This window comes from Haloferax sp. SDI50, from assembly GCF_059802635.1.
Genome location: NZ_JBPULL010000001.1, coordinates 1,801,006 through 1,827,487, shown reverse-complemented (window position 1 = coordinate 1,827,487; position 26,482 = coordinate 1,801,006). Strand labels below are relative to the sequence as shown.

Genomic DNA, 26,482 nt, shown 5'->3' with positions numbered 1-26,482 from the left:
CGCTTCGGGCGGCGGCGCGAACCGACCGAAAACCGCCCGACTACCCGACGACCGCCAGTCCCGCGGCGGTTCGTCGCGTCCCGTCCCACGGGACCTCGATGCGGTCCCACGAGTCACCGAAATCGGTCGTCCGATAGAGGCCGCGGTCGTTCGCGGCGTAGCACTCGCCGCCGCTTTGCCCGGCGGCCAAGACCGCGCGGGTCGCGCCCGACCCGGTCGGCAGGCCGGTCTCGTCGAGGCGGTCCCACGACTCGTCGCCGTCGCCCTCGTCGTCCGACGAGTCTCGCCTGCGGTAGAGGTACGCCGCCGCCGACTCGACTCGGTGAGCGCGCATCGGCCCGGAGGCGGCCGTCAGAAGCACCGAGTCCGGGTCCGCGGGGTCGACGACGACGCTCCAGCAGTAGCCGTGGCCGAGCCCCGCGGTCGGCGTCGTCCACGTCTCGCCCGCGTCGTCGGTCTCGGCGTAGCCGTCGCCCGCGGCGACCCGGACGCGGCCCAGTCGGTCGGGGTGCGTCGCCATCGAGTGCGTGTCTCGCTTGCTCGACGGCACGCGGTCTTGCCACGTCTCCCCGCCGTCGAGCGAGCGGACGAGCGCCCCGGCTTCGACCGCGACGAACAATCGGTCGGCGTCGGTCGGGTCCGGCTCTATCCAGCGGACGTGGTGGGTGTGCGGGCGGGGCGGAAACGCCCACGACGACGCCGAATCGAGGGTCGAAAGCGGCGCGAGTTCGGTCCACGTGTCGCCGGCGTCGCGAGAGCGGAAGACGGCCGAGGGCTCGGTGCCGGCGTAAATCACGTCCGGGTCGACCGGCGAGACGGCGAGGCTCGTCACCGACTCGGGGAGCGCGTCGGTGCCGACCGCGTGCCACGACGCCCCGCCGTCGGTCGTGCGGAAGACGCCGGCGTCGAAGGTCCCGCAGAACGCCCGGTCCGGCGCGCGCGGGTCGGCCGCGACGCACTCGATTCGGTGCTCGCCGAGTCGTCGTCGAGCGGTGAAGTTCTTCGACGACCCCGAGACCGCGAGGACCGCGCCGTTCGCTGCGGCGTAGAGGTGCATGGGGGACGTAGGCGCTCGGGGATGAAAAATCGACCCGCGCGGACCGCGCTCAGTCGTCGTTCGCCACTTTCGCGGGCTTGCGGCGGTCCGACCGCGGGCCTTCCTCGTCCACGTCGGGGAGGTAGTCGCGGAGGTACCGGCCCGTGTGGGAGTCGGGGTTCGCAGCGATTTCCTCGGGCGTGCCGCTAGCGACGATAGTGCCGCCGCCCGCGCCGCCCTCGGGACCGAGGTCGACGATGTGGTCGGCGTTCTTCACGAGGTCGAGTTCGTGTTCGACCACGAGCACGGTGTTGCCGTTGTCGACGAGGCGCTGGAGCACCTCGATGAGCTTCCGCTCGTCTTCCTTGTGGAGGCCGGTCGTCGGCTCGTCGAGCAGGTAGAGCGTGTCGCCGGTCTGCTTCTTGCCGAGTTCTTCCGCGAGTTTGACGCGCTGTGCCTCGCCGCCGGAGAGCGTGGTCGACGGCTGGCCGAGCTGCATGTAGCCGAGGCCCACGTCGTGGAGCAGTTGGAGGCGGCGGCGAATCTGCGAGTTCGCCTCGAAAAAGTCGAGCGCCTCGTCGACCTCCATGTCGAGCACGTCGGCGATGGTCTTGTCCTTGTACGTCACGTCGAGCGTCTCGGCGTTGTAGCGCGCGCCGTTACACTCCTCGCAGGGCACGTACACGTCCGAGAGGAAGTTCATCTCGATTTTGACGTTGCCCTGCCCCTTGCAGGCCTCGCAGCGGCCGCCCTTGACGTTGAAGGAGAACCGACCCTTCTCGTAGCCGCGCTGTTTCGAGAGCTTCGTCTCGGCGAACAGCTCGCGGACGTAGTCGAAGACGCCGGTGTACGTCGCCGGGTTCGACCGCGGGGTGCGGCCGATGGGCGACTGGTCGATGAGCCGCACCGTCTCGATTTCGTCGTAGCCCTCGATGGCGTCGTGCTCGCCGGGGTCGACGGAGGTGTTGTCGTTCATCCGGCGGGCCAGCCCCTTGTAGAGAATCTCGTGCATCAGGGTGGACTTGCCCGACCCCGAGACGCCGGTGATGGCGGTGAACGTCCCGAGGGGAAGCGGCACGTCGAGGTCGTCGAGGTTGTGCTGGCGCGCGCCGCGGACGACGAGTTCGCCGTCGCCCTCGCGCCGCGCGTCGGGCACGTCGATGTCCTTGCGACCCGAGAGGTAGTCGGCCGTGATGGAGTCGTCGGCCGCGACGATGTCGTCGAAGTCGCCCTGCGCGACGACCTCGCCGCCGCGCTTGCCCGGGCCGGGGCCCATGTCGATGATTTCGTCGGCCCGGCGCATCGTCTCCTCGTCGTGTTCGACGACGATGAGCGTGTTACCGAGGTCGCGGAGGCCTTCGAGCGTGTTGAGCAGCTTGTCGTTGTCGCGCTGGTGGAGGCCGATAGACGGCTCGTCGAGGACGTAGAGGACGCCCACGAGGCCGGAGCCGACCTGCGTGGCGAGGCGGATGCGCTGGGACTCGCCGCCCGAGAGCGTGGCGGCCTCGCGGTCCAAGGTGAGGTATTCGAGGCCGACCTCGGTCATGAAGCCGAGGCGGGCGCGAATCTCCTTGAGAATCTCCTGTGCGATGGTCCGGTCGCGCTCGGAGAGCTCTGTTTCGAGGCCCTCGAAGTGTTCGAGCGCGCCCGCGATGGTCATGCGGTTGACTTCGGGGAGCGTCGTACCGCCGACGCGGACGTGCCGGGACTGCTCTTTGAGCCGCGAGCCGTTGCAGTCCGGACAGGTCGTGACGGCCATGAACTCCTCGATGTGGTCGCGCGTCCGGTCGGAGTCGGTCTCGACGTGGCGGCGTTCGAGGTTGCCGACGACGCCCTCGAAGGGGTGTTCCTTGTGGCGCGTGCCGTTTTTCGTCGTCCACTCGAACACCACGTCCTCGATGGTGCCGAACAGGAAGGCGTCCTGCACCTCGTCGGAAAGTTCTTCGAACGGCGTGTCGACGCTGACGCCGAAGTGGTCCGCGACGTTGTCGAGCTGACGGCGGTAGTACGTCCGGTTGTAGCTCCACGGCTCGAAGACGTGCTTCAGCGGCTTCGAGGGGTCGGTGACGACGAGGTCGGGGTCGACCTCCTTCGCCTTGCCGAGGCCCTCGCACTCCGGGCAGGCCCCGTGGGGGCTGTTGAACGAGAACGAGCGCGTCTCGATTTCGGAAAAGCGGAACGACGAGTTCGGATTGCCGAGTTCCTCGGAGAACTCGACGACGAGGCGGTCGTCGCCCTCGCCCGCGAGCGACCCGGTCGACCGGGTGTTGGAGGCGAAGGGGAGGTCCTCGGGCGGGTCGGGGACGATAAGTTTGAGGACGCCGCCGGCCTCCTCCAGCGCGGTCTCGACGGAGTCAGCGATGCGGGAGCGCGCCTCGGGCGCGACTTTCACGCGGTCGACCACCACGTCGATGGTGTGGTCGTAGTTCTTGTCGAGTTCGGGCGTCTCGAACGAGAGGTCGAACTCCTCGCCGTCGACCTCGACGCGGGCGTAGCCCTCAGAGACGAGGTCCGAAAACAGGTCCTTGAACTCGCCTTTCTGGTCGCGGACGACCGGCGCGACGACCTTCGCGCGGGTGCCCTCGGGGAGTTCGAGAATCTGGTCGACCATGTCCTGTGCGGACTGCTCGCCGACCTCCTCGCCCGTGATGGGGTCGTATTGGGTTCCAACGCGGGCGTACAGGAGGCGGAGGTAGTCGTGGAGTTCGGTGACGGTCCCGACGGTCGACCGGGGGTTGTTGGCCCCGTTCTTCTGGTCGATGGAGATGGCGGGCGAGAGACCCTCGACGGCCTCGACCTTCGGCTTGTCCATCTGGCCGAGGAAGTTCCGCGCGTAGGCCGAAAGCGACTCGATGTACCGCCGCTGGCCCTCCGCGTAGACGGTGTCGAACGCGAGGGAGGACTTGCCTGACCCCGACAGGCCGGTGACGACGGTGAACGTCTCGCGGGGGATGCGAACGTCGAGGTTCTTGAGGTTGTGCTCTTCGGCACCGCGAACCTCGATGTAGTCCTTGCTCATTCGGACGACTCTAGGAACGAGAGGACCGAATAGCCATCGGTTCGGGCCGTTCGAGCCGCATCGCTCGCGTCTGCGAGTCGGAGAGAAACTGGTGCGTAAGCGGGGCGTTGTCCGCCGGCGTCAGCCGTTGAGCTTCTGCCGCGAGATAGAGATGCCCGTGGGCGTGATGACGATTTGGTCGTCGCCTTTCTGGACGATGTCGCCGTCGACCTCGCGCGCGACCTGTCGGAGGTCGTCGATGATGTGCTCCATCGTGCTGTCGGAGGTCGTGTGGCGGGTGATGTCCGCGATGACCAGATTGCCGTCGTAGACGGCGTCCTTGATGGCGATAACGTCCTGCTGGCCGCCGATTTCGGCGATGTGAACCGAGAGGCCGGCGTCGCCGCGAGCGGTGTCGAAGTCGTCGAGGTCGAGTTCGACGTAGTCCTCGGTCGTTCGGGAACCACCACCACCGAGAATCTTACTCATGATACCCATAGGACGTAGAGAGGCCACAACGGGGTTAGTTCTTACGTCAGACGATTGTCTGATTTCAGACAGGTCTCGCCCCGACGACGCGCCGAATCGCCGGCAGGACCGCCGCGAGCGCGTGCGACCGTGGAGTCGGCGGTTCTCACGGGCGTCCGACGCGCGCGGGACGGCCGCGGCGTTTCGCCGGGTGTTTTTAGCCAGCGGCGCGCGGGGGCAGACGAACACGATGACCTTCAGCATCTGCGTCCGCGAGTCGTACGTCGACGCCGACGGCGACGACCAGCACCGCTTCGGCGTCGCCGTGACGACCCGCCTGCCGGGCGTCGGCGCGCTCTGCCCGTTCGCAACCGAACACGGCGCGGTGGCGACACAGGCGCTGACGAACGTCGAACTCGGGGAGAAAGGCACGGACTACCTCGAAGACGGCCTCGCCGTCGACGACGCCTTACAGGCGCTGTTGAACGCCGACGACGGTCGGGCGGAACGACAGCTCCACGGCGTCGGTTCGGAGGCGACGTTCGCTTTCACCGGCGACGACTGCCTCGGCTGGGCGGGCCACCGCGAGGGCGACGCCTACACCGTCGCGGGCAACCTGCTCACGGGCGAGGCGGTCGTCGACGCTACCGCCGACGCGTACGAGCGGACCGCCGGCGGCGACGAACCGCTCGCGAAACGACTCATCGACGCGCTCGGCGCGGGGCACGCCGCGGGCGGCGACAAGCGCGACGACCTCGATATCCAGAGCGCGGCCGTCGTCGTGACTTCGACCGAGGACCGCGAGATGGAGCCGTACTACAACGACCTCCGCGTCGACGCGACGGAGACGCCGCTTCGCGACCTGCGGGAGACGTTCTCGATGGCGCGGGAGGGGTACGAGGCGGCGCTGGAGAAGTACGCCGAAGCGTAGCCGAGCGGAGCGCACGCCGAGCCCTGAGACCGCGGCGGTCGGCTCAGACCGAGAATTCGAAGAGGTCGTCGCCGACGTGGTGGATGGATTCGACGACCTTGCCGGAGTCACCGACGAGGTCGGCCCCGTCTTCGAGCGCGCGACCCACGGCGAGCACCTTGCCGTGGGTCTCCTCCGCGATGACGACCAAGTCGCCCGCCTCGATGGACTCGTCGGCCTCGGTGATGCCGGGACGCATCACGTCGGCCCCGCTGGAGACGAACGAGACCGCGCCAGCGTCGACCGTGACGACGTTCGTCGTCGGCGGGAACTGGTTCGCGCCCTTGACCGTGAGAAACGGCTGGTCGTCGACGTACATGACCGCCGGCTCGCCGTCGACGAGGACGACCTCGTAGTCGGCGTCCGCGAACTCGACCGCCTCGAACGCGTCGCCAGCGAGGGCGACGCCGAGGGACGATTCGATGGAGTCGCACAGCGCGTCGATCTCGTCGCTTCGGAGGTGGTGGCGGGACTTGACCTTCATACCGGGTCGTGGACGCTCACGGCCGATAAATCGACCGCTCCGCATCGACCCGCGGCGAGCGTCGGCGATGACGCCCGGTCGGCGTCCGACGCGCGTCAGACCGCGACAGGATAAACTGCTAAGTACGATTGGGTCCACTCCCCTCATATGTGGCGCTCCCGGACGAACCGGGACCGGAATCGTGTCGTGTGCATCGCATGCGGTGACGCGGTCCTCCGGTCGGCGGCGCGCGAGTACGACAAAGAGGGGAACCGCTGGGAACGACACGGCAAGCGGTTCGAACACCTCTGTAAGTCCTGTTACCGGGGACTCTGCCACCAGCCCCGCGAGGAACTCGAAGGCCTCCTCGTCGACATCGAAGCACACGGCATCTCCGACGAGGAGTTCTTAGTCCGCTACTTCGACGCGGTCAAAGAGCGGTACGAATCGCCCGGCGAGCGCGGTCGCTGAAGACGGGTTCGGCGGCCCGTCGCCGGGCCACGCAAACGCGCGTCGACGAGTGATATCGATTCTCGTACGTCGCGGCTCGTGCCCGACACTCATTTCTCCCTGCCCCGTCTAGTCGGGGCTATGTCAGACGACGCGCAGGCGTACGCCGGGACCGCCGAAGGGCAAGGACCGGTGGAGATAGACGCCGAACTCGCGCGACACCTCCAGAACAAGCGCGAGGAACTGTTCGAGGAGTTCGAGATTCGTGACGCGTTCCCGCCGGAAGTCCTCTCGGAGGCGCGTGCGCGCACCGACGGCGTCCACGAGGAGATCGAAGACGAACTCGAACACCGCAAAGACCTCCGGGACCTCACGACGTGGACGACCGACCCCGTCGACGCCCAGGACTTCGACGACGCCCTGAGCATCCGCGAGAACGAGGAGACGTACACGCTGTGGGTCCACATCGCCGACGTGACCCACTACGTCCACCCCGGCTCGGAGATGTGGGCCGAGGCCGTCAAGCGCGGCAACACCGTTTACCTCCCCGCCTACACCATCCACATGCTCCCGCCGGCGCTGGCCGAGACGGTCTGTTCCCTCGTCCCCGAGGAGGACCGCCTCGCACACACCGTCGAGATGGAGATCAAGAAGGACACGCTCTCGTTCGAGTCTATCGACATCTACAAATCCGTCATCCACTCCAACGAACGGCTCACCTACACGCAGTGTGAAAACCGGCTGGAAGACCCCGACCTCCCACTCCACGAGGAGAACGCGCTGGTCTTCGACCTCGCGGACCAACTCCACGAACAGCGCAAGGAAGACGGCTCGCTCGTTCTCAACCCGAGCCGCGACCGCGCCCACACCATCATCGAGGAGTGCATGCTGAAGGCGAACAAGGCCGTCACGCACGAACTCATGTGGAACCGCGGCGTCGAGGCGATGTACCGCGTCCACCCGCAGCCGACTCCCGACCAGTGGGACAAGGCGCTCCGCGAAATCACCGAACTCGACGGCGTGAGCATCCAGTCCACGTCGTGGGACGAACCCCGGAAGGCCGTCAACGACGCCTTGGAGAGCGCGAACTCCCGCACGCTGAACAAGATTCAGCGCGCCGTGCTGAAGGTCATGCCCCGCGCGAAGTACATGAACGACCCCTTCGGCGGCCACTACGCGCTCAACTTCGACATCTACGGCCACTTCACCTCGCCCATCCGCCGGCTGTCGGACCTCATCAACCACTGGATCGTCCACGAAAACGACGTGCCCGAGGACCTCGTCGAACTCTGCGACCGCGCCTCGGACCGCCAGAAAGACGCCGAGACGGCCGAGCGACTCTACAAGCAGTTCCTCCAAGAGGTCGGCTTGGACCCCTACGCGGTCAACAACCGCGGTATCGTCACCGTCGACGACGACGGCGAAGTCATCGACGAAAACGGCCTCCCGCCGCAGGAATAATCCGGCGGTCGCTCCCGTTCGACCACTTGTTTTTGGCCGACGAGAATCCACCGGCCGCTACTGGCGAGACGGGCGCGGAGTGACGGAGTCGTAACCGAGAGGCTGAAACGGTGGCCCGCGTCCGACCGCCACGACCGCTTACTCCTCTTGTTTGTGCGTGAACAGCAACACGTCGCCGTCGTGTTGGGTCACACAGAGGTCGAGCATCATGCTCAGTTCGAGGCTGTTGTAGTCGTTCTCGCAGACGACCAAGTCGTCGAACGGCTCTTCGCACGCCGGACAGGCGATAGAGACGGTGTTTTGGTAGGTGGTGACGCCGCCGCTGGACTCGTAGGGCGTGAGCGACGACCGGAGTTCGTCGAGTTCCTCGTCGTTCATGGACGTGTTGTGCGCGGGGCGTGCGTATAATTCTTCACGGTCGGACATCGGTCACGGTCGGACGTGACGGCGGATTGCCGACTCGCGACTGCCGGCTCACGATGGCCCGGCGTCGTCCAGCCCGCAGACCCACCGGAAGTGCGGATGGACCCACGACAGCCCCGCGGCGTTGGCCTCGACCCACGACGATGGGTCGCTCAGCCGACGCGACAGCACCTCCGCGCGTTCCTCGTGCGTTCCCTCCCGGTCGAACGGGATCAGTTCGAGCGTCTGCGACGCGGGATTGAAAAAGACCGCCCGCTCGGTGTCCGCGTCGAGGCCGACCAACCGCGAGCCGTTGGCGTCTCTCTGGAGCAACGCCTGCGCCATCCGGTGTTGGTGGACCCCGCGACGCGTCTCGCGGAGTTTCGACACGATTGCTCGAAAGAGGGCCGTCGGGTCCGACGGGGGTTCGCCTCGTCGCGTTTCCATACCGACGCCCTCGAAGCGAGACGGTAAGAGGGTCCGCCATGAGCGGAGTGAAAGTGTCGGGTTCGGCGGAAGTGAACGATGTTTCCGAGCGCGCTCGACGGCTAGGTCACGCTCGGACGACGAACAAAGCCGGTTTTCGTTCAGCAACGCTGACCGGCCCGAGCGCGTCCGGTACGACGGGGAGTGGTACTTCGTTCGGGTCGCGATTGTGTAGTCGTAGAACGCGACGACTCAGTATTCGTCACGGTGGGTAGCGTCACAAAAACAGCAGTGGCCTAGGCCGTGAGGTACTGAGTGAAAATGGCAATGTTAAAACAATTCTTTGCGTGCGATTATAGTATGGAATCCCCTCCAAAAGACTTCATGCTGGGGCGGTCCAGCGCATGGTCCAGTAAATTTGGACTGGTGATTATTTCGCTACCCTCTATTGGATTCTCTGCGGTCGTATCACGGTTCCTTGGTGTCAACTCACCAAATTCAATCGTTGAACTCTTCTATTTTCTAAGCACGTTCTGCACCGTACTTCTCATATCAATGTTCAGTACGTACTTCGTGGCATATCAACTCGGTATGGGACAGAAATGAGAAACCGGACGTGCATCTGTCTGCAACGCAGTAGTGACTCGTCGGACTCCTAAGTGACGACTCGCCGTGTTGCGTCGCGAAAATGGTAGTGGACTCGCGGGGAAGGTTCCGGTCGGAAATCGCACGGGGCTGTGCGGCTGGCAGGTAGTGTTGTGACTCATGGCAGGTTCTGGATTCGAACGTTCATCTTCTCGCGCGGGGTCCGCGCGTCGTAGTGCTGGTACAGGATGTCGAGCGACACGTCCGACCGCTCCGAAATCGTCTCCGGCGAGACCTCGCGGTTCAGGTAGGCCGTGATGTGTCCTCGACGAACGGCGTGGGGCGACCGCGACGACGGGCACCGACTCGGATAGCCGTCTGACCCGACCGCGTCGCACGTCGCTCGCTTGCGGTCGTGCGGACAGTCGCCGTACTCGCAGGGGCGCGTCAGCTTCCCGACCCACTTGTAGATGGTATCGCCGGTCGGACGGCCGTATTTCGACGTTATCAGCGGGCGGCGGCCGTGGTCGTCGACGACATCGTGCCGGTTCGTCGCGGCGTACTCGTCGACGACCTCGAACCACTCCGGTCCGAGGTAGACCCACCGCTCGCCCTTCGTGCCGTTCTTCAGAGCGGTATCGGTCTCCGGCCGGTGGACCAACTCGACAGCGTGGTCGTCGGCGTGCAGGTCACCGACATCGAGCGCCCGAAGCGCACCCCGACGCATCCCGGTCCGCCAGAGCAACGCCATGATGACGTGCTCGCGGCTCGCGTACTGGTAGCGGTCGAGGTAGTCGAGAATCGACTCGGCGCGGTCCGCCGACAGGTGGATGTCGCGCGCCTCGGCACCGTCGGGAAGATCCGGCGCGTGAACGCGCTCGCGAAGGCCGTCCTCGACGCCCTCGATGTCGGCCCAGAAACCGAGCGCCGCCCGCACGGTGCTCAGTTGCTTCTGGAGCGTGATGGGCGCGATGTCGCCTCGACGCCACGCGACGAAGTCGGCAAGGTCGCGGCCGGACAGGTCGTTCAGGTTCTCGATGCCGACCTCCTCGCACCAGTCGAGGAAGTGATTCAGTCGAGTGCGCGAGTTCTGCAGGGTCGACGCGCGGACGCTCGGTTCGCGGTGACGCAGGAAGCGCGTGACGCCCTCCTCGGGGGAAAGCGGTTCGAGGTCGGTCACGCGCTGGCACCTCCGAGTTCCGTCTGGGCGTCGTCGCGTCGGCGGCGACCGTCCGGCTGGATGGTGCGGATGTCGTCGGCCCACTCGCGCAGTCGCTCGCGGGCACCGTTCACCTTCTCGTCGAGTTCTTCGAGCGAGTCGGCCGAGACCTCGACCTGCATCTTCTCCTTGTCCTGCGACCCGGTGCCGCGGGTGACGACGAGCTTCACGTCGAACGAATCGTCACTCATCCTTCCAACACCTGCTCGACGTTCTCGCAGGGGACCCACGACGGAAGTGGACCGCCGCAGAGACGGATGTAGTCGTCGTAGAGGACGATTCGGCCCTCGTGTCGAACAGTCTCGTCGCTACCGCTCTCGAAGTAGAACGCGACTCCGTGAGGGATGACCGCGACCGGCGTCGAGTGAACAGTCGTCACGGTCAGAACACCTCGACGCAGTACGCAACGCTGGACTTACGTGCCGCGCGCGACTGCTCCGAACCGGGGACCGTCGGGTTGCTGGCAGGCACTTTGGCGGGTCCCCTCATGCTTCTGCAGGCGCTTCGTCGGTCAGTTTGTGCTCTGGAACTCTAAACGGTGAGTCAGGTGCCTGACGGATGAGGTGCCGAATGTAGCCAGCACGGCTCATCTTGTGCACTTTCGCTATTTCTTCGATGTCGTCAACCATCTCGATTGGCATCGAGACGGAGACGGTCACATTCCGGGACATTACATCCTGTCTGTATTCATGTATTCACTTAACAATTGGGGACAAGTATACAACCGGCAAGCGTCACCACTTAGTAAGAGTAATTCAATAATTCAATTATCATGGCACAGGCGAGTTTCCGGTTCGAGGACGACATCGAGGACCGGATAGAGCGCCGAATACTCCCCGGCCAGTCCAAGAGTATCTGGTTTCGGTACGCGACCGAATCGACGATTGCCGTCGACCAGATGCTGGACGAACTGTTCGAACCGTGGGAGTACGACAAGCGACAGGAGCTAATCGAAGCGGCTGTGAAGAAAGAGGTCGACCGCCGAAAGAACGGCCCGCACGACTTCGACAACCAGAGTAACGACCCGCTCTAACTCGCCTTCAAACTCACTTTCGCTGGCTCGGTTGTGCATTCTCTCGAATCACTTCACGCACCCACCGCTCTCTAGTCCAGTCATCGGGTTTCGCATCGTCAATCCACTCTATCCTCTCGTACGGCATCGAGACCGTCAGAAGTACTTGAACGCTCATAGTCAGTTTGTTTATAGCGAGAGCGAGGATTAAAACCACGTGCAGTTGACGTGTTCGGCATGGGGTTCATCCGAAATATCTGGAAGAACTGGCAACTGACGCTTCTTGTTCTGATTTCGATGGGCGGGCTCTACGGCGCGCTCGCGAGCTTCGCGCGAGTGTACGACCTGCGGCTTGTTCAGTACGATGTCACCGAGGCACTTCAGCTACTGCAGGCGTCCTACGTCATCCTCGTGCTGACCGTCATCGTCCTCGGTGTCGTCGTCGTCGGTCTCTCGATTACGGTTTGGCGTCTGTCGGTGCAGGTTGAGAACATCGGCTGACCTATCCGACCTACAGCCACCCGATTTTCTCCATCCCACGCGCCTGCGCTTCGAGACTGTACGCGCCGAGGTAGTTTTCTCTGAACGTCTCCCAGTCGGCCCACCCGCCCCATTCCATGATGATACCGTGCTCGACCTCGCTCTCGACGAGGTGTTGGCCCCACGTCCGGCGGAGGTCGTGCGGACCGAGGTAGGTCCATCCAACTTCGCCGGTCGCGTCGTGACGGCGCTCGGCGGCTTTCTCGACCCACCGCCGGACGGTCCGCGTTGTGTGCTCGACGACGGGCACGTCGCTGTCGTCGTCGCGCCAGTCGTCGGCGGCGGCGATGGTCGCGGCGAGTTGCTCGGGGATGGGCGTCTCGCGATACTTGTCGCCCTTCCCGGCCCAGACGCGCAGGAACTTGCCCGCGGTCGTGTCGACCACGTCGTCGGGCGCGACATCGACGGCCTCCGCGACGCGGAGCCCGCACCGGACCATGAGGCCCATCGCGATTCGCTGTTCGGTGTCGTCGGCTTCGTCGAGGAGGTCGGTGACCTCGTCGGGCGTCAGCCAGACTTTCTTTCCATCCTTCTCGGGGTAGTTTTCCATCTTCATGTGTCTGATTTCCTCGCTAAGCAGACAAAATAGCGCTATTTCCTAGAGTTTTGGGGTCGGTTCAGGGGCCGGTGGGCGTGATTCTGTCCGAGAATCAGGTGTTATCGGTCGAAGGGCCACCACCCACCTGCCCCGACGTAGACCGCATACGAGCACGTGAGAGCCATCGCGATAAGATGGGTCGGTGTCGTGACCGTGGTGGTGCAGAAAAGCCAGACGACGGTCACGAGGGCGAACAACCAGTACGGAATCACTAGGCACCAGTTGACCGACGACTCTTGCTCAGGGTCTTCTCTGGGGGCGACGTAGACTGACCTCGGCTCTGTCTCTCGCTCGTCACGTGTCCCCGGCATCGACCACTCAGGACGGTCGTCGGTCACCGGCCGTCCCTCCATCCTCGACGAGCCGCGCGCGCCGCGACGTAGACCGCGGCCGCGAGGCCGACCAACTCTCCGACGACGCCGAACAATCGACTCGACGGACTGGGTGGCTCAGGCGGTGGAAGGAGGAGGTCGTCACTCACGCGACTCACCCCACGAGATGACGAGTGCCTTCTTCGCGTCGGTCGTCAGTGGGTCCTGTATCTGCGACTCTGGCGGCACGTCGTAGGTCCACCACGAGACGACGTCGTCCGATAGCCACTCGGCGAGCGTCCGAAGCGCGTCGACGACATCGGTCTCGTCGTCCTCGACGGGCTGGAGATACACCCGCGTCCCGCCGAATCGGAAGTGCGTGTTCATGCGTACGCCTCCTGCGTCTCCGCGCGGTGCAGTACGTTCATCCGCTTGTCGAAGACGACGTACTGGTACGGCTCGGTCGGGAGGTCGTCACGCGGTATCGAGAAGTACCGCAGAAAGCCGTCGTGGAACACGGCCCACTCACCGACCCACACCCAGAACTTGCATTGCTTGATGGGCGTGTAATCGAGGTCCGACGGGTCCTGCGTGGCGATAACGACCTTCAGCGCCTTGTCGCGGTCCTCGTGGAGCATCCGCTTCACCGGGTTGTCCGACTCGACCTCGCCGTCGGGGAGGACGTTCTGCGCCTCGTCGAAGATGACCTGCGTCGGGAAGCCGGTCGCCTCGTGGTACTCGTGGGCGACCGTCCGCGCCTGCCGCGCCGTTTCGAGCGGGGAGTCGGTCACCCAGTTCAGTCGCGTCGCGTCCGACGCGCGAGCTTCGCCGACCGACCGGACCGTCGCGGCGTCGTCGAGGTCGCGCCCGGTGATGCCGTCGGTGTTGGTGAAGTTGACCCAGATGCTCAGGCCGGGGAACTCGGCTTGCATCTCGCGCAGCAGGGTCGTCTTCCCGCCGCCGGAGTCGCCGGTAACGACCGTGTGGTACGCCTGCATCGTCACGCACCTCCGACACCCGCGAGCGGCGCGAGGTCGTCGTCGAGGTCCTCGTCGTTCTGACCCGCGTCGTCGCTCTGGTCGCCGTCGTTCTGCTCCTCGACGTGGTCGAGAATCAGGACGGCCGTCTCGGCGAGCCCGACGACTACGTCGAAGCCGGCGGGCATCCCGTCGATGTCGCCCATCTTCTGGAACCCGCGGAAGACCCGCTTCGGGCCGCCGCGCTCCGGAGCCCACGGCGATTCGATTTCGTCGAGCGACCGCTTCGGTTCTGTCGAGAGAACCATGTCGCGGAGCGTCGACGACGACCCCACCGACTCCTCCGCGGGCGCACCCTCGGCGGCCGCGTGGTTCGCCGTAGCGCCCATGTTCGGGACGCCGGCGTCACGGACGAACGTGTCGCCCGGCGACGGTGGGGACGGTATCTCGCCGTCCTCAGGCATCGTACGCCTCCCCGCACTCGATGCAGACGCGGTCGTACTGGGTCAGGACCGCCGTGTTCTTCGCGGACGGGTTGCGAGCGCGCAGAACAGCGTCGGCGTCGACGTAGTCGTCCGACCCGCAGTCGGGGCACCCGTCGACCTCCTCGGTGTCCTTGCCGCCGTCCGTGACGGGCTCAGGCGCGCCGTGGATGGGGTTTCCGCCGTCGGTCATCGCCTTCTGAGTGTCCGACACTTCGATGTCCCCCGATTCGGGCGGGTTCGCCGGGTCACTGTCGGGGACTGAACCGCGCTTGCCTGCTGGCTCACCAGCGCCGTCGAGGGGCTGAATCATCGTGTCCCAGTCTCGAAGCGGGCACCCCGGCCGGTGGTTGTGGATTCCCTGCGCCGCGTAGAACAGCCCGCAATGCTCGCATTGCTGGTCCGTGGGGTTCTGAGGCTCTTTACTGCCGTTCATGCGATGAGCCCTCCGAGCATCGAGACGCCCGACTGAGTGACGTGTACTGCACCGCTGAGTGCGCCACACTCGCCGAGGATGCCGATTCCGAACGCTCCTTTCACGAATGGTCTCGTCTCGTCCGAAGCCCGGAGATAGGCCACGAGCGTGCCGAGAACTAGTGTCGGGTAGCCAATCATACTGTGTCGAACAGTCAGGCGACCGTGAATGTAAAATAACGAGTGCTGTACGACGCTCAATAATTGAATTGTTGAGCGTATTCCACTACACTTCGAACTTTTTCACAATCGCCCGTTGTCGGAGACGCAATGGCAAAAGTACCGCTTGAACTACTCGGCATCGAGGTCGACACCGACGACCCCGGTGAATCCGCACAGAACCTCGGTCTCGGGGTTGTTGGCGTCGCCCTCACGATGGGCGTCGTCGGAGCAGGAGCGTACGTGTACAACAGCATACGGCAGAAAGCCGGCGTCACCGACGACGACGTGAACATCCCGGGGGTCTAACCGATGCCGGGAACACTCAGCTACAACGGAGACCTCGCCGAACTCGACGGCGACGTGCGACCTATTCGCGGCGACGACCTCGACCAAGACACGCTCAAGGCTGGCGCGGAGGTCACGGTCTACCGCGAGAAGGTCCCGCAGGACAAGGACCTCTGGTTCGGAGCGGGCGGGAAGGACCGCGCAAGCGCGGACTCCTCGCCCATGCACGCGGACATCGTCGCCTCCGGCAACGGGAGCGGCACGGCGGGCGACACCATCGGCGGCACGCTCTACGCCGCCATCACCGACTCCGACGGCCGCGCGCTCTACACCCGCAAGCTCGGCGACTTGGAGCTTCTCTCCGAGTTCGCCAGCGAGTCGCCCACCGAGCGTCCGCTGATGTACTCGCTCGCGCCGTACGCGATGCCCGGTCGGTTCGTGGAGTTCCGCATCGACGCCGACGCGAACAGCGACGGCAAGGAAATCGACCCGGCTAACAGCGACGTGATGCTGTACCGGAGTTCGCTGTAGAGGTCCCACCATGGGAATTTTATCGAAGCTCACGACCGACGAGCGCCGCGAGACGCCGCACATCCAAGACGAGGTCCCGGCCGACACCACCGGCCACGAGGTCGCGTGGGTCGCGCCCGCCGACTGCACCGTCGAGCAACTGTCGCTGTGGGCGGCCCCCGGGTCGGAGGACGCCCTGCGTTTGCGGCCGGTGATTCGGCGCATCCGGGGTGACCCGGACAACCCGGAGTCTGCCGAGGATACCGACATTCCGAGCTACGGCGACGGCGAGCAGTTCGTGACCGGTGAGCCAGACGGCGACCGCTACCACGTCAACGCGGAGATGCGCGAGGGTGACCGAATCGTCATCATCGCCGACAACGAGAGCGCCGACTACGGTTACCGCTTCCGCGCGCTTCCAACCGTCGACAACCTCGGTGGGATTCGGCGCGTCATCGGGGGGGTGTTCTAAATGCCGGGGCGGCCGCCGTGGAGCCAACCCGGTACGCAGGGTGGGGGGCAAACCGTCGCCACGCAGAACCGACCGGAAATCGTGAAAGTCAGCAAGGACCAGACCGACGACGTGCCCGACGGGTCAACCGAGACGACCTCGTTCACGCCCCCGGAAGGAAAGATGTGGCGACCCGTCGGTCTATTCCTCCAAGTTGACACGGAAGCCGATTCGCCGGGTGGCGGCCACAACTTCGCGCTCAACTCGGTGGGCCTCTCGGTCCTCCGAGGGTCATCCAACTACACGGACGAGATCAAGTATTTGGACGGGGCTTTCGTGACGGCGAGCAACTACCAGATTCCCGACTCAGACACGGGAGTCCTTCAGGCACTCCGCTCGATGCGAGCCACGCCATCGTCTCCAATCTCGGTGGCGTACCAGAACAACCTCGGGGTCGTCCAACAGAACACCCGCCAGATAACGCTCGTCTTCGAGGAGAGTGGTTTCTGATGGACTCTGTTGCCGTCTCGAAGGTCGGCGGTGAGTTTCCGGACACCGAGACAATCACCGTCGGCGAGCAGGTCGACCGGCGCGTCACCACCAAGACCGGACCGACGGTCGTCACCGTCACCGTGACGGAGATTGCCGAGCTCCCCGGCGGCGGCTACCAGGTGTCCTACACGCACGGGAGGCAGGCATGATAATCGACCAAGACGAGTCCGGTGGTGGTGTGCCCGGAGGCAGCGACTCAATCCCGGACTACTCCAACGACGATGACGACAACACCGTCCCGACCGACGACTACGACGGCACGGGCGGGTACGGCTCCATCGGTGACGACGATGATGACGACGATGACGACAACGGCCTCGACCCCGGCAACTCTGAGAGCGGGATGCCGGGCGGAGGTGACCCGGCGAACGACGCCGTCTCCCCCGACCCGAACGAAAACAGCGACGGCGACGAGGTTACGGTCAACCCCGACGGCTCGGTGAGCATCGACGAGGACCGACTGAGCGGCGACTATGAGTCCGTCGAGGATGTCGTCGACGAGGTCCGCAACATCGTCGGCGGCGGGTCGAGCGAGACGCCGCAAGTCGGTGACATCACCGCTCTGGAGGAGCAACTTCGCAACCTCCGCGAAAGTCTCACCGGGATGGGCGAGTCGACCGGCGACTCGTCGAGCGGCGGGCTTCTCGCGGTTGGCGCGGCTGGCATCGCGGTCGTCGTCGCCATCGGCGCGGCGGTCCTCGCGGGAGGTGACGACAAGTGAGCGGTCCGCTCGGACTCGACTGGGTCGATAACTCCGAGGAGTGGGACCCGTCCGACCCGGCCGTCCTTGCGACTGTGCGCGAGCACGGCGGCGACACCTTCGCCGACCGCATCCACCTCTTAGCAGACGGTCGCCTCCGACAACAGGTCCTGATGGACGGCAACCCGTTCGCCAGCACTTACTTCGACGTCGACCCGTCGCTCGTGTCCTCGACGAGCGAGAGTGACGACGGCGAGACCTCGGTCGGCGGTGGGTCGTCCTCGCCCTCGACCGAGTCGCCGGGCGGCTCGTCGAGCCCGTCGACGGGTACGGATGACTCGGCCGAGAGCGCGCCGGGTGTCGGGTGGCTCCTCGATGGCGACGGGTCACGACGAAACTTCATCGCGCTCGTCGCGGCCGCCGCGGTCGCCATCGGCGCGGTCGTTCTCGGAGGTGACTGACGTGAGCCTCTTCGACGGGTTCGTTGAGACTGCGTCGCGCGGCGCGAATGAGATGATAGAGGCTGGTGAGAATGCCACCGGCATCGAGTACGAGTGGACTGGTGTCGAGCCGACCGACGTGGGTCCACTTCTCGGTGGGCCTGCTGGGTGGGTCTATCTCGCGGGCGAGCAACAGCTTCCCGACGGTCCGGTGACAGACATCGTCGACGGGACTTTCGGCGGCGACGACTCGCCTCTGAGCAACCCAAGTGACGAAGGCGGAGACGACACGGCGATGTGCCAAGCTATCGAGAGCGTGACGGGTCTCTCGTGCTCGGACATATCGCTCGGCGTCCGCATCCTCTTCGGGGTCGTCATTCTCGGTGCCGTTCTCTGGCTCGTCCGGCCACTCCTCACAATCGTCTCGGGGGTGGTCGGCGGTGAGTGAGCTGACCGACCTCCTCCTCCAGACGACCGACCCGGTGACGGCGCTACTCCTCCTCGGGCTCGCCGCGCTGGTACTCTGGGTCCGACAAGACCTCCACGAGGACCTGCGCATCATCCGCGGGCGCGTGCGGCGCGTCGAGGACTGGGCGGTGGCTACCGACGGTGGCGTCGAGGAGGACGACGATGAACGGTAGTGTCACCCTCAGTCCGCTGGAACTCCTCGCAGTCGCGGCGCTCCCACTCTCGGCGATTTCGGGAGTGCTGAAGGCGCAGATACAGCGACGGTTCGGAGAAAAACAGGCGGACGAGTCGACTTGACGGCCGATTCGACTCTTCTTAGTCGGCTCCTATTTCTCTGTTAGCCGGGTTGGTGAGCTCGTCCATCTTTGTCTCGGCATCGTCAGACTCAGACGGTGACTCGGTTTCAGTTCGATTCGCACCTCGGACGTACAGCTGACCTGAACGGACAACGAGCCAGTCCAGACGTTCGAGCGGTTTTAGGTACAGGTCTCGGATGAGTCCCGAACTGGTCGAGAACTTCGATGCGAGCGCTGTCTCGGCAACCTCGACTTTCACGCGCTGGTCGCGGCCACCACGAGAGAGTTTGAGTAGCTGGCGGTACGCTTGTCGAAGGTCGTCGTCTTCGGGAAGGTGCTCGGCGCTGTCGTCGTCGCTATACTGTTCGAGTTCACTTCTCAGCGCCTCGCGGACGATTTCAGCCATGGGCTTTCCGGTCTGTTCTGAGGCAGATTCGAGGGCGTCCCGCAGGTCGCTTTCGCACCTGACGCTGAACTCGGCACCCTTCCCAGAACTTGTGAAGGTCATCGACTCACCACCACACATTCGACGGCGGTGTGTGGTCCACTCGAAACAGGGGTTCGGGGTGCAATATGAACGGCTCGCACATCTGAAAAGTTGATTCTCTGACCCTCGTTTCGAGTAAAGGTATACGCGCACGTCACCCCCATCCGGTGGCTGTGCGGAGGTCTCGCGCGGGGGTGTGCGCGCCCGCGAGAGCGTCGGGGCTGGTCGACTCGTGGTGCTGGTGCTCGGGAGTAGGTGGTGCAGGTCATAGCTGGTCCTCCGGGTGGCCGAAGACGCGCCCGTCGTGTCCGGTGGTCGGTGCGTCGATGGCGGTCCAGTCGTGCGAATCGTCGCGAGGACGTCCTTCAGCACACTCACCGGGCGGAGCTTCGTCAGCGGAAGCGACAGCGCCGCATCCGTCGCACTTCAGGGCTCGCCGGCCGCGGCCGCCGTCGGCGACAAGGTCGGGTTCTGGTTCGGTCGCGCTCGGTGCAACGTGCTCGGCTGTGTCGTGGGCGGTGATGGGTTCGCCGGTGACGTCGAGCCCGGCGGCGTCTCCGAAGTGGTTGTGCGACCACTCGGCTTTCCGCAGGACGCACAGGTGGGCGCACGGCGAGTCCTCGTCGTCGCGGAACTCGAAGCCCTTGCAGTCGCACCCGCCGACGCGAGCACCGCGCTCCTTGCCGTACTCGACGGCGTGCGTCTCGCCACCCGGGAGAGTGACGAGGTAGGTCGTCGGGCCGGTGCGCTCGACCAGCGCCGCGACGGGGTCGCCCCGCTCCCACGAGGTCGTCAACTCGTCACGCTCACGCTTGAAGTCGAGATACTGCACTACGCCCCACCTCCGTTGCACTCAGGGCAGGTCCGGCGAGGGAGTCCGCCGCGACTCGTCGTCGTCGTGAGACGAGACCCGCAGGTCGGACAAAACCGTCTCATCGTCGCCCCCCGAAATCACTCGGCTCATCGACAGACGGCAGAGACCCGACTAACGAGGTCTCGTGAACTCTCGATGGGTGGGGTCTTTCTTTCGCTCCCCCAGAAACGAGACTTGGCGCTACGAACGCTGTCGCTCCGGTTTTTGGAACCTTCGGAGCCGAGTTAGAATTGGATGGACTCGCGGGGATTTGAACCCCGGGCCTCTTCCTTGCGAAGGAAGCGATCTGCCACTGATCTACGAGCCCTCATTCCCACGGAGTCGTGGGATACACTTATACCCTATGTTTTGTCCGCAGTCGGGCATGCGATAGCATCCCGTTCCGTCGGGCGATTCTGCGGGCAATTGCTCGCGTGTCGAACGGAAGGTGAGATGACACGCGCCTTAGCGCTGAAGGTCAGCTCGGAGGCAGAGTCCTCCGGACGCGCGCCTCGACAGCCGCGAGTGTGACGGGCGAGCCGTCACGAACGAGCGGCCCGGGAGAGCCCGGACAGCGCCGTCGTTAGTCTTCGAGGACGATCTCGATGCTGACGTCGTTCGGAACCTGAACGCGCATCAGCTGGCGCAGAGCGCGTTCGTCAGCGTCGAGGTCGATGAGACGCTTGTGGACGCGCATCTCCCAGTGCTCCCACGTCGCCGTCCCCTCGCCGTCAGGCGATTTTCGGGCGGGGACTTCGAGCGTTTTCGTGGGCAGCGGGATCGGCCCGCTGAGGTTGACGCCCGTCTTGTTCGCGATCTCGCGGACGTCGTCGCAGATATCGTCGAGGTCTTCCGGACTCGTGCCGGCGAGCCGAACGCGTGCCTGTTGCATCGTTATCGCTCGTTGACTTCGAGCACTTTGCCGGCCGCGATGGTCTGACCCATGTCACGGACAGCGAAGCTGCCGAGCTCCGGAATCTCGGAGGACGGCTCGATGCTGAGCGGCTTCTGCGGACGGACGGTCACGATGGCAGCGTCGCCGGACTTGATGAAGTCCGGGTTCTCCTCAGCGACCTCACCCGACGCGGGGTCGAGCTTCTGGTCGATGGACTCGATGGTACACGCGACCTGCGCCGTGTGGGCGTGGAAGACCGGCGTGTAGCCAGCGGTGATGACCGAGGGGTGCTGCATGACGACGACCTGCGCCTTGAACGTCTCGGCGACCTTCGGCGGGTCGTCAGCCGGGCCACAGACGTCGCCGCGGCGGATGTCGTCCTTGCCGACGCCACGAACGTTGAAACCAACGTTGTCGCCAGGTCCGGCCTGGTCGACTTCCTCGTGGTGCATCTCGACGGTCTTGACCTCGCCGCCGACGTCAGAGGGCTGGAAGCTCACGTTGTCGCCGGGGTTGAGGGTACCCGTCTCGATACGGCCGACCGGGACCGTACCGATGCCGGAGATTGTGTAGACGTCCTGGATGGGCAGGCGCAGCGGCGCGTCCGTCGGCGGCTGCGGTGCCGGCAGGTTGTTGAGTGCTTCGAGGAGGATGTCGCCGTCGTACCACGACGTGTTGTCGGAGCGCTCGGCGATGTTGTCGCCCTCGAAGGCCGAAATCGGGACGTAGGTCGCGTCGTCGGAGTTGAAGCGGACCTGCTTGAGGAGCTTGTTGACCTGCTCCTTGACGTCCTTGTACTTGTCTTCGCTGTAATCGACGACGTCCATCTTGTTGACCGCGATGATGAGTTCGCCGATGCCCAGGGTGCGGGCGAGGAAGACGTGCTCGCGGGTCTGCGGCGCGACACCGTCGTCGGCGGCGACGACGAGAACCGCGTTGTCAGCCTGCGAAGCACCGGTGATCATGTTCTTGACGAAGTCGCGGTGGCCAGGACAGTCGACGATGGTGAAGTAGAACTCGTCCGTGTCGAACTCCTGGTGGGCGATGTCGATGGTGACACCGCGCTCGCGCTCTTCTGCGAGGTTGTCCATGACGTAGGCGAATTCGAATCCGCCCTTGCCCTTCTCCTCGGCTTCCTCTCGGTGCTGCTCGATGACGTGCTCCGGGACGGAGCCGGTCTCGAACAGGAGTCGGCCGACGAGCGTACTCTTACCGTGGTCGACGTGGCCGATAATGGCCAGGTTCTGGTGGGGTTTGTCGCTCATTGGTGTGGTCACGCGCTAAGGCGCTCTGTGGGGAATGTTTTTGCTGAAACCCCTAAAACGATTTCGATACGCGCTACGGGCCGTCTAACCGCCGTACTGCGATTTGCGGAACCATACCACGGTCGTGGGGGCAGGGAGTTCAGCCGAGGTCGACAGTCGAAGAAAACGAGAGGTACGAGCCCTCTGTACGCCTATTCGAGCCGAGAAACGTCGGACAAGACGGCCGTCGCCGTCTCGGGACCGCCCGCTCCGCGGCCGCTGATGTTCAGCTGCCCCGCGTGTTTGGTCTCCAACTGGACGATGTTCTGCGTGCCCGTGACCGACAGCGCGGAGCCCTGCGGAATCAGCCGCGGAGCCACGCGAACCCCGTCGGCGGTCGCCTCGCCGATGAGTCTGACCGTCCGGCCGTCCTCGGCGGCGAGGTCGAGCGCCGTCCCCGGGACGTTGCGGATTCCCTCGACTGCGGCGTCGTCGAGCGCGTACTCCGTCTCGCCGTCGGAGAGGACGTTCGCGAGGATGACGAACTTCAGCGCGGCGTCGATGCCGTCGACGTCGAAGGTCGGGTCGGCCTCCGCGACGCCGAGGTCCTGCGCCTCCGCGAGGACGTGTTCGTAATCGAGTCCCTCGGCGGCCATCCGCGAGAGGATGAAGTTTGCCGTCCCGTTCAGCACGCCGCGCGCGGCGGTCACGTGCGGCGCGCCGAGGTCCGAGATGGTCGAGAGGATGGGAATCGCGCCGCCGACAGCCGCCTCGAACTGCACCGTCCCTCCGCTTTCGGCTTCGAGCGCGCGCAGGTCGGCGTAGCGTTCTGCGACCGGGCCTTTGTTCGCGAGCACGACGTGGCGGTCGTCGGCCAGCGCCCGCTCGACGTGCGAAAAGCCGGGTTCGGCGTCACCGAGCGTCGTCGGCGTCGCCTCCACTAACACGTCGTAGTCGGCGTCGAACACCGCTCCGGGGTTCGCCCCGCCGACCACGCCCTCGCGTTCCTTGCGGTCGTGGACCGCGCTCGGGTCGAGACCGTCCGGGTCGACCACGGAGGACGACGAGTCCGCGAAGGCGACGACCTCGTGGCCGTAGTCGCCCGCGAGGTCGAGCACCGAGCCGCCGACCGCGCCCGCACCGAGCACGGCGAGTCTGAGGCTCATTGGGTCCCCTCCGCGAGCGGCTCGACGACGTGCAGCTCCTTCTCGGCGGCGATGTCGCGGACGACTCCGAGCGTCTCGTCGACGCGGCCGGAGCGGACCGCGAGTCGGAGCCGTGCGCTCGACGCCTCGTCGGTCCCCTCGCGGGCGGACAGCGACAGGTCCTGAAGCGTCGCGTCCGCCGAGGACTCGATTCGGTGGAGCGTGTCCGAGAGGTCGGAGTCGACGATGTCGCCGACGAGGATAACCATCACCTCTTCGCCGAAGTGCTCCGCACCGGCGCGGATGACGTTGACGCCGGCGTCGCGGAGCGCCTCGACGATACGCGCGAAGCGGTCGGGCGGGCATTCGAGGTCGACCTCCACGGGGATGTGTCCGCGCGGCGTCAGGCTCCCGCGCTCGTGGAAGATGGAAAGCAGATTCCCGCCGTTGTCGGAGATGGGCTTGAGCGCGGCCAAAAGCTGTCCGGGCTCGTCGACGAGTTCGAGCCGAATCGTGTGCGGTTTCGGCATCTCGCCGCTTCCGTCGGCCTCGGCGTCGCTCTCGCCGTCGAGGTCCTGTGCGCTCATCGCCCCACCTCCGTGGGCCGTCCCGACGCTGTTGTCCGCGACGCGCGGTTCGGTCGTGGTTTCGCGTCGTCGCGCCAGGAGTCGAGAGACGTACCCTTACGCATATCTACCCGTGATTCGGCCACGCGGTATAAGCCTTCGCAGCCGACACGGTTTGCCGACGCCGGGAGCGTGCTGGCATGTGTCACAGACGGCCGCCGAGAAGCGAAGCGAACGGTAGATGCGGCGCGGATGGGGCCGACGGACCGGGGCTATCGCTGCCCGGGTGAAAAAACGAAAGCGGCGCGAAGGGTCGCGCTTAGATGTAGTCGATAGCCTGCGAGAGTTCGAGCTTCATGCCCTTGCGCTCGCGGATCTCCATAATCTTCTCGCGCTGGAGGTTGTCCGAGAGCACGCGGAAGCCGGCGTTTTCCGTGTTCCAGGAGGCGCGACCTTCCGTCGCGGAGCGCACGTCAGACGAGAAGCCGATCATCTCTTCGACGGGCGCGATGCCCTCGATGACCATGAGGTCACCTTCCTGGTACATGTCGTCGACGCGGCCGCGGCGACCCTGAATCTCGCCGGAGGCCGAGCCCATGTACTCGGACGGAACGTCGATGCGGACGTTCTGGATGGGTTCGAGGAGCTTCACCTGGCCCGCGATGAGCGCGCGGTGGACCGCGTCACGCGTCGCAGGGATGACCTGGGCGGGACCGCGGTGGATGGTGTCCTCGTGGAGCCGCGCGTCGTGGAGGCGGAGGAGCGTCCCCTGAACAGGTTCCGCGGCGAGCGGACCGTCGTCGAGCGCCTCTTCGAGACCCTCGATGACGAGTTCCATCGTCTCGTTGAGGTGCTGGATACCCTTCGTGTCGTCGATGAGGATGTTCGTCCCGTGGATGTGTTCGACGTTCTGGGACGTGTCCTTGTCCATGCCGGCTTCCTGGAGGGCCTCGCGGCGCTCCAGTTCGGGCATGTCCATCGAGATTTCGCCGAGCTTGATGGAGTCGACGATGTCCTGCGAGAGGGGTTCCGCCGTGATGTAGAACTTGTTGTGGCGGTTCGGGGAGACGCCCTCGACCTCGTGGGACGAGCCCTGAACCTGCTCGCGGTAGACGACAATCGGCTCACCGGTGCGGACCGGGATGCCCTGGTTGTCGCGGATGCGCTGGGTGATGACTTCGAGGTGGAGCTCGCCCTGACCGGAGATGAGGTGCTCGCCCGTGTCCTCGTTAATCTCGATGCGGATGGTCGGGTCTTCCTTCGCGACCTGCTGGAGCGTCTGGATGAGCTTCGGCAGGTCGTCCATGCGCTCTGCCTCGACGGACTTCGTGATGACGGGCTCGGAGATGTGCTCGATAGACTCGAACGGCGTCATCTCGACGGACGAGACGGTGGAACCCGCGATGGCGTCACGGAGACCCGTGACGGCCGCGATGTTCCCCGCGGGAACGCCGCGGTCGAGTTCCTCGCGCTCGCCGCCCATGAACACACCGACGGACTGGACGCGGTTCTTGCCCGCGGTCCCGGAGACGTAGAGCTCCTGACCCTTGCGGATGGTTCCGGAGAACAGGCGACCCGTCGCGATTTCGCCCGCGTGGGGGTCCATCGAGATGTCGGTCGCCATGAAGACGACTTCGCCGTCGTCGTCGACTTCGCGCATCTGGCGCGCGATTTCAGACTCGGAGTCTCCGCGCCAGACCGTCGGGATACGGCGGGGCTGGGCGTCGAGCGGGTTGGGGAAGTGCTCCGCGACCATGTCGAGGACGACGTCCGAAAGCGGCGTGCGCTCGTGGAGTTCCTGGCGGTCGCCACCGCGTTCGAGTTCCATGATGTCGCCGAAGGAGATGCCGGTCTCCTCCATCGACGGCATGGAGACGCCCCACTTGTAGAGGGCGGACCCGAAGGCGACGGTCCCGTCTTCGACGGAGACCGTCCAGTCGTAGTCCTTCTCCTCGGTCATCCCGCGGATGAGCTCGTTGACGTCGGTGATGACGTCGACGAGGCGCTTCTGCATCTCCTCGGGACCTTCCTGCAGTTCGTTGATGAGGCGGTCGACCTTGTTGATGAAAAGCGCCGGCTTGACGCCCTCGCGGAGCGCCTGACGCAGGACCGTCTCGGTCTGCGGCATGGCACCCTCGACGGCGTCGACGACGACGAGCGCACCGTCGACTGCGCGCATCGCGCGCGTCACGTCGCCACCGAAGTCGACGTGGCCCGGCGTGTCGATGAGGTTGATGAGGTGGTTCTCGCCTTCCCATTCGTGGGTCATCGAGACGTTTGCGGCGTCGATGGTGATGCCGCGTTCCTGTTCGTCTTCCTTCGTGTCCATCGCGAGCTGCTGGCCGGCAGTCTCGTCGGAGATCATGCCTGCACCCGCGAGGAGGTTGTCGGAGAGGGTCGTCTTACCGTGGTCGACGTGAGCGGCGATGGCGATGTTCCGGATCTGCTCCGGCTTGTCCATCAGTTTCTCACATTCCTGGACGATCTTCTTTCGTCGGCCCATTATACAAGGGTCTACCGGCAGGAGGGTCAAAAGAGTAGTGTTTTTGCCGAGCG

Annotated in this window: 39 protein-coding genes and 1 tRNA gene; 15 read left to right on the top strand and 25 right to left on the bottom strand. The window is 65.2% G+C overall.

Annotated elements, in window-relative coordinates; all coding sequences use genetic code 11:
- Positions 1-40 precede the first annotated feature (40 nt).
- From ACSR87_RS09560 to ACSR87_RS09550, 3 genes are all read right to left on the bottom strand, one after another.
- The gene (locus tag ACSR87_RS09560; RefSeq protein WP_498530304.1) at positions 41-1,057 is read right to left on the bottom strand and encodes a hypothetical protein; all 1,017 of its coding nucleotides are present in this window, start codon (positions 1,055-1,057) and stop codon (positions 41-43) included.
- 49 nt (positions 1,058-1,106) lie between these two features.
- Positions 1,107-4,055: an excinuclease ABC subunit UvrA gene (gene uvrA / locus ACSR87_RS09555; RefSeq protein ID WP_498530303.1), complete on the bottom strand. Its 2,949-nt coding sequence runs from the start codon at positions 4,053-4,055 to the stop codon at positions 1,107-1,109.
- 120 nt (positions 4,056-4,175) lie between these two features.
- Positions 4,176-4,532 carry a cell division protein SepF gene (locus ACSR87_RS09550; protein ID WP_004044531.1) on the bottom strand — a complete coding sequence of 119 codons (357 nt, stop codon included), beginning with the start codon at positions 4,530-4,532 and terminating at the stop codon, positions 4,176-4,178.
- A gap of 220 nt (positions 4,533-4,752) precedes the next feature.
- Here ACSR87_RS09550 and ACSR87_RS09545 point away from each other — a divergent pair, with 220 nt between their 5' ends.
- Positions 4,753-5,433 (top strand): DUF1028 domain-containing protein, encoded by a 681-nt coding sequence (locus tag ACSR87_RS09545; RefSeq protein WP_498530302.1) that lies wholly within the window; start codon positions 4,753-4,755, stop codon positions 5,431-5,433.
- A 43-nt stretch (positions 5,434-5,476) separates the two neighbouring features.
- Here ACSR87_RS09545 and ACSR87_RS09540 read toward each other — a convergent pair whose 3' ends face one another.
- The gene (locus ACSR87_RS09540) at positions 5,477-5,956 is read right to left on the bottom strand and encodes an RNA-binding protein (protein ID WP_004044533.1); all 480 of its coding nucleotides are present in this window, start codon (positions 5,954-5,956) and stop codon (positions 5,477-5,479) included.
- Positions 5,957-6,103: 147 nt separating this feature from the next.
- Between ACSR87_RS09540 and ACSR87_RS09535 the strand changes: the two genes are divergently transcribed.
- Entirely contained in the window at positions 6,104-6,406 is a 303-nt protein-coding gene (locus ACSR87_RS09535) for a DUF7562 family protein (protein WP_008578483.1), read from the top strand.
- Positions 6,407-6,526: 120 nt separating this feature from the next.
- Positions 6,527-7,846 (top strand): RNB domain-containing ribonuclease, encoded by a 1,320-nt coding sequence (locus tag ACSR87_RS09530; protein ID WP_004044535.1) that lies wholly within the window; start codon positions 6,527-6,529, stop codon positions 7,844-7,846.
- Between the two features lie 138 nt (positions 7,847-7,984).
- Here ACSR87_RS09530 and ACSR87_RS09525 read toward each other — a convergent pair whose 3' ends face one another.
- The 6 genes from ACSR87_RS09525 to ACSR87_RS09500 all read right to left on the bottom strand — a co-directional run bounded on the left by ACSR87_RS09525 (position 7,985) and on the right by ACSR87_RS09500 (position 11,149).
- Positions 7,985-8,224: a DUF7385 family protein gene (locus tag ACSR87_RS09525; RefSeq protein ID WP_498530301.1), complete on the bottom strand. Its 240-nt coding sequence runs from the start codon at positions 8,222-8,224 to the stop codon at positions 7,985-7,987.
- Between the two features lie 96 nt (positions 8,225-8,320).
- A complete protein-coding gene (locus ACSR87_RS09520) occupies positions 8,321-8,695 on the bottom strand; it encodes a hypothetical protein (protein WP_498530300.1) in 375 nt (124 codons plus the stop codon).
- Positions 8,696-9,437: 742 nt separating this feature from the next.
- On the bottom strand, positions 9,438-10,439 hold the full coding sequence (locus ACSR87_RS09515) for a tyrosine-type recombinase/integrase (protein ID WP_498530299.1): 1,002 nt from the start codon (positions 10,437-10,439) through the stop codon (positions 9,438-9,440).
- Positions 10,436-10,669, bottom strand: a complete 234-nt coding sequence (locus ACSR87_RS09510) for a DUF7389 domain-containing protein (protein ID WP_498530298.1) — start codon at positions 10,667-10,669, stop codon at positions 10,436-10,438. Before ACSR87_RS09510 ends, ACSR87_RS09515 begins: the two co-directional genes overlap by 4 nt.
- A complete protein-coding gene (locus tag ACSR87_RS09505) occupies positions 10,666-10,857 on the bottom strand; it encodes a hypothetical protein (protein ID WP_115860522.1) in 192 nt (63 codons plus the stop codon). Before ACSR87_RS09505 ends, ACSR87_RS09510 begins: the two co-directional genes overlap by 4 nt.
- A 106-nt stretch (positions 10,858-10,963) precedes the next feature.
- Complete coding sequence (locus ACSR87_RS09500) at positions 10,964-11,149, bottom strand: ribbon-helix-helix domain-containing protein (protein ID WP_042666125.1); 186 nt, start codon at positions 11,147-11,149, stop codon at positions 10,964-10,966.
- A gap of 101 nt (positions 11,150-11,250) precedes the next feature.
- Between ACSR87_RS09500 and ACSR87_RS09495 the strand changes: the two genes are divergently transcribed.
- Positions 11,251-11,511: a hypothetical protein gene (locus ACSR87_RS09495; protein ID WP_042666122.1), complete on the top strand. Its 261-nt coding sequence runs from the start codon at positions 11,251-11,253 to the stop codon at positions 11,509-11,511.
- Positions 11,512-11,727: 216 nt separating this feature from the next.
- Positions 11,728-11,991, top strand: coding sequence for a hypothetical protein (locus tag ACSR87_RS09490; protein ID WP_008612858.1), 264 nt, complete (start codon positions 11,728-11,730; stop codon positions 11,989-11,991).
- Between the two features lie 10 nt (positions 11,992-12,001).
- Here ACSR87_RS09490 and ACSR87_RS09485 read toward each other — a convergent pair whose 3' ends face one another.
- From ACSR87_RS09485 to ACSR87_RS09455, 7 genes are all read right to left on the bottom strand, one after another.
- Positions 12,002-12,586 (bottom strand): tyrosine-type recombinase/integrase, encoded by a 585-nt coding sequence (locus ACSR87_RS09485; RefSeq protein ID WP_008612859.1) that lies wholly within the window; start codon positions 12,584-12,586, stop codon positions 12,002-12,004.
- A 101-nt stretch (positions 12,587-12,687) separates the two neighbouring features.
- A complete protein-coding gene (locus tag ACSR87_RS09480; protein ID WP_498530297.1) occupies positions 12,688-12,966 on the bottom strand; it encodes a hypothetical protein in 279 nt (92 codons plus the stop codon).
- 135 nt (positions 12,967-13,101) lie between these two features.
- Positions 13,102-13,326: a hypothetical protein gene (locus ACSR87_RS09475; protein WP_188423500.1), complete on the bottom strand. Its 225-nt coding sequence runs from the start codon at positions 13,324-13,326 to the stop codon at positions 13,102-13,104.
- On the bottom strand, positions 13,323-13,937 hold the full coding sequence (locus ACSR87_RS09470; RefSeq protein WP_498530296.1) for an ATP-binding protein: 615 nt from the start codon (positions 13,935-13,937) through the stop codon (positions 13,323-13,325). The genes ACSR87_RS09475 and ACSR87_RS09470 overlap by 4 nt, the downstream gene beginning before the upstream one ends.
- 2 nt (positions 13,938-13,939) lie before the next feature.
- The gene (locus ACSR87_RS09465; RefSeq protein ID WP_498530295.1) at positions 13,940-14,380 is read right to left on the bottom strand and encodes a hypothetical protein; all 441 of its coding nucleotides are present in this window, start codon (positions 14,378-14,380) and stop codon (positions 13,940-13,942) included.
- Complete coding sequence (locus ACSR87_RS09460; protein WP_498530294.1) at positions 14,373-14,834, bottom strand: hypothetical protein; 462 nt, start codon at positions 14,832-14,834, stop codon at positions 14,373-14,375. The genes ACSR87_RS09465 and ACSR87_RS09460 overlap by 8 nt, the downstream gene beginning before the upstream one ends.
- Positions 14,831-15,013: a hypothetical protein gene (locus ACSR87_RS09455; RefSeq protein WP_188423497.1), complete on the bottom strand. Its 183-nt coding sequence runs from the start codon at positions 15,011-15,013 to the stop codon at positions 14,831-14,833. The genes ACSR87_RS09460 and ACSR87_RS09455 overlap by 4 nt, the downstream gene beginning before the upstream one ends.
- A gap of 129 nt (positions 15,014-15,142) precedes the next feature.
- On the opposite strand from ACSR87_RS09455, the gene ACSR87_RS09450 reads away from it, so the two are divergent.
- The 10 genes from ACSR87_RS09450 (at position 15,143) to ACSR87_RS09405 (ending at position 18,737) form a co-directional block, all read left to right on the top strand.
- Positions 15,143-15,340 carry a sugar kinase gene (locus tag ACSR87_RS09450; RefSeq protein WP_498530293.1) on the top strand — a complete coding sequence of 66 codons (198 nt, stop codon included), beginning with the start codon at positions 15,143-15,145 and terminating at the stop codon, positions 15,338-15,340.
- Between the two features lie 3 nt (positions 15,341-15,343).
- Complete coding sequence (locus ACSR87_RS09445) at positions 15,344-15,850, top strand: hypothetical protein (protein WP_498530292.1); 507 nt, start codon at positions 15,344-15,346, stop codon at positions 15,848-15,850.
- 10 nt (positions 15,851-15,860) lie between these two features.
- Positions 15,861-16,301, top strand: a complete 441-nt coding sequence (locus ACSR87_RS09440) for a hypothetical protein (protein ID WP_498530291.1) — start codon at positions 15,861-15,863, stop codon at positions 16,299-16,301.
- 81 nt (positions 16,302-16,382) lie between these two features.
- The gene (locus tag ACSR87_RS09435; protein ID WP_498530290.1) at positions 16,383-16,790 is read left to right on the top strand and encodes a hypothetical protein; all 408 of its coding nucleotides are present in this window, start codon (positions 16,383-16,385) and stop codon (positions 16,788-16,790) included.
- On the top strand, positions 16,790-16,981 hold the full coding sequence (locus tag ACSR87_RS09430) for a hypothetical protein (RefSeq protein ID WP_498530289.1): 192 nt from the start codon (positions 16,790-16,792) through the stop codon (positions 16,979-16,981). Before ACSR87_RS09435 ends, ACSR87_RS09430 begins: the two co-directional genes overlap by 1 nt.
- A complete protein-coding gene (locus ACSR87_RS09425; RefSeq protein WP_498530288.1) occupies positions 16,978-17,553 on the top strand; it encodes a hypothetical protein in 576 nt (191 codons plus the stop codon). The genes ACSR87_RS09430 and ACSR87_RS09425 overlap by 4 nt, the downstream gene beginning before the upstream one ends.
- A complete protein-coding gene (locus ACSR87_RS09420) occupies positions 17,550-17,993 on the top strand; it encodes a hypothetical protein (protein WP_498530287.1) in 444 nt (147 codons plus the stop codon). The genes ACSR87_RS09425 and ACSR87_RS09420 overlap by 4 nt, the downstream gene beginning before the upstream one ends.
- 1 nt (position 17,994) lies before the next feature.
- On the top strand, positions 17,995-18,420 hold the full coding sequence (locus ACSR87_RS09415) for a hypothetical protein (protein WP_498530286.1): 426 nt from the start codon (positions 17,995-17,997) through the stop codon (positions 18,418-18,420).
- Positions 18,413-18,613, top strand: a complete 201-nt coding sequence (locus ACSR87_RS09410) for a hypothetical protein (protein ID WP_498530285.1) — start codon at positions 18,413-18,415, stop codon at positions 18,611-18,613. The genes ACSR87_RS09415 and ACSR87_RS09410 overlap by 8 nt, the downstream gene beginning before the upstream one ends.
- The gene (locus ACSR87_RS09405) at positions 18,603-18,737 is read left to right on the top strand and encodes a hypothetical protein (RefSeq protein WP_498530284.1); all 135 of its coding nucleotides are present in this window, start codon (positions 18,603-18,605) and stop codon (positions 18,735-18,737) included. The genes ACSR87_RS09410 and ACSR87_RS09405 overlap by 11 nt, the downstream gene beginning before the upstream one ends.
- A gap of 18 nt (positions 18,738-18,755) precedes the next feature.
- Here the strand turns inward: ACSR87_RS09405 and ACSR87_RS09400 are convergent, their stop codons facing one another.
- The 8 genes from ACSR87_RS09400 to ACSR87_RS09365 form a co-directional block, all read right to left on the bottom strand.
- Entirely contained in the window at positions 18,756-19,244 is a 489-nt protein-coding gene (locus ACSR87_RS09400) for a ribbon-helix-helix domain-containing protein (protein ID WP_498530283.1), read from the bottom strand.
- A gap of 244 nt (positions 19,245-19,488) precedes the next feature.
- The gene (locus ACSR87_RS09395; RefSeq protein ID WP_498530282.1) at positions 19,489-20,055 is read right to left on the bottom strand and encodes a hypothetical protein; all 567 of its coding nucleotides are present in this window, start codon (positions 20,053-20,055) and stop codon (positions 19,489-19,491) included.
- Between the two features lie 277 nt (positions 20,056-20,332).
- Positions 20,333-20,404: transfer RNA gene (locus ACSR87_RS09390), tRNA-Ala, on the bottom strand.
- 255 nt (positions 20,405-20,659) lie between these two features.
- Complete coding sequence (rpsJ, locus tag ACSR87_RS09385; protein WP_004044563.1) at positions 20,660-20,968, bottom strand: 30S ribosomal protein S10; 309 nt, start codon at positions 20,966-20,968, stop codon at positions 20,660-20,662.
- Between the two features lie 2 nt (positions 20,969-20,970).
- Complete coding sequence (gene tuf, locus ACSR87_RS09380) at positions 20,971-22,236, bottom strand: translation elongation factor EF-1 subunit alpha (RefSeq protein ID WP_004044564.1); 1,266 nt, start codon at positions 22,234-22,236, stop codon at positions 20,971-20,973.
- Positions 22,237-22,427: 191 nt separating this feature from the next.
- Positions 22,428-23,381, bottom strand: coding sequence for a homoserine dehydrogenase (locus ACSR87_RS09375; RefSeq protein ID WP_498530281.1), 954 nt, complete (start codon positions 23,379-23,381; stop codon positions 22,428-22,430).
- Positions 23,378-23,947 (bottom strand): amino acid-binding protein, encoded by a 570-nt coding sequence (locus ACSR87_RS09370; RefSeq protein WP_498530280.1) that lies wholly within the window; start codon positions 23,945-23,947, stop codon positions 23,378-23,380. Before ACSR87_RS09370 ends, ACSR87_RS09375 begins: the two co-directional genes overlap by 4 nt.
- 298 nt (positions 23,948-24,245) lie before the next feature.
- A complete protein-coding gene (locus ACSR87_RS09365; RefSeq protein WP_498530279.1) occupies positions 24,246-26,429 on the bottom strand; it encodes an elongation factor EF-2 in 2,184 nt (727 codons plus the stop codon).
- Between the last annotated feature and the right edge of the window lie 53 nt (positions 26,430-26,482).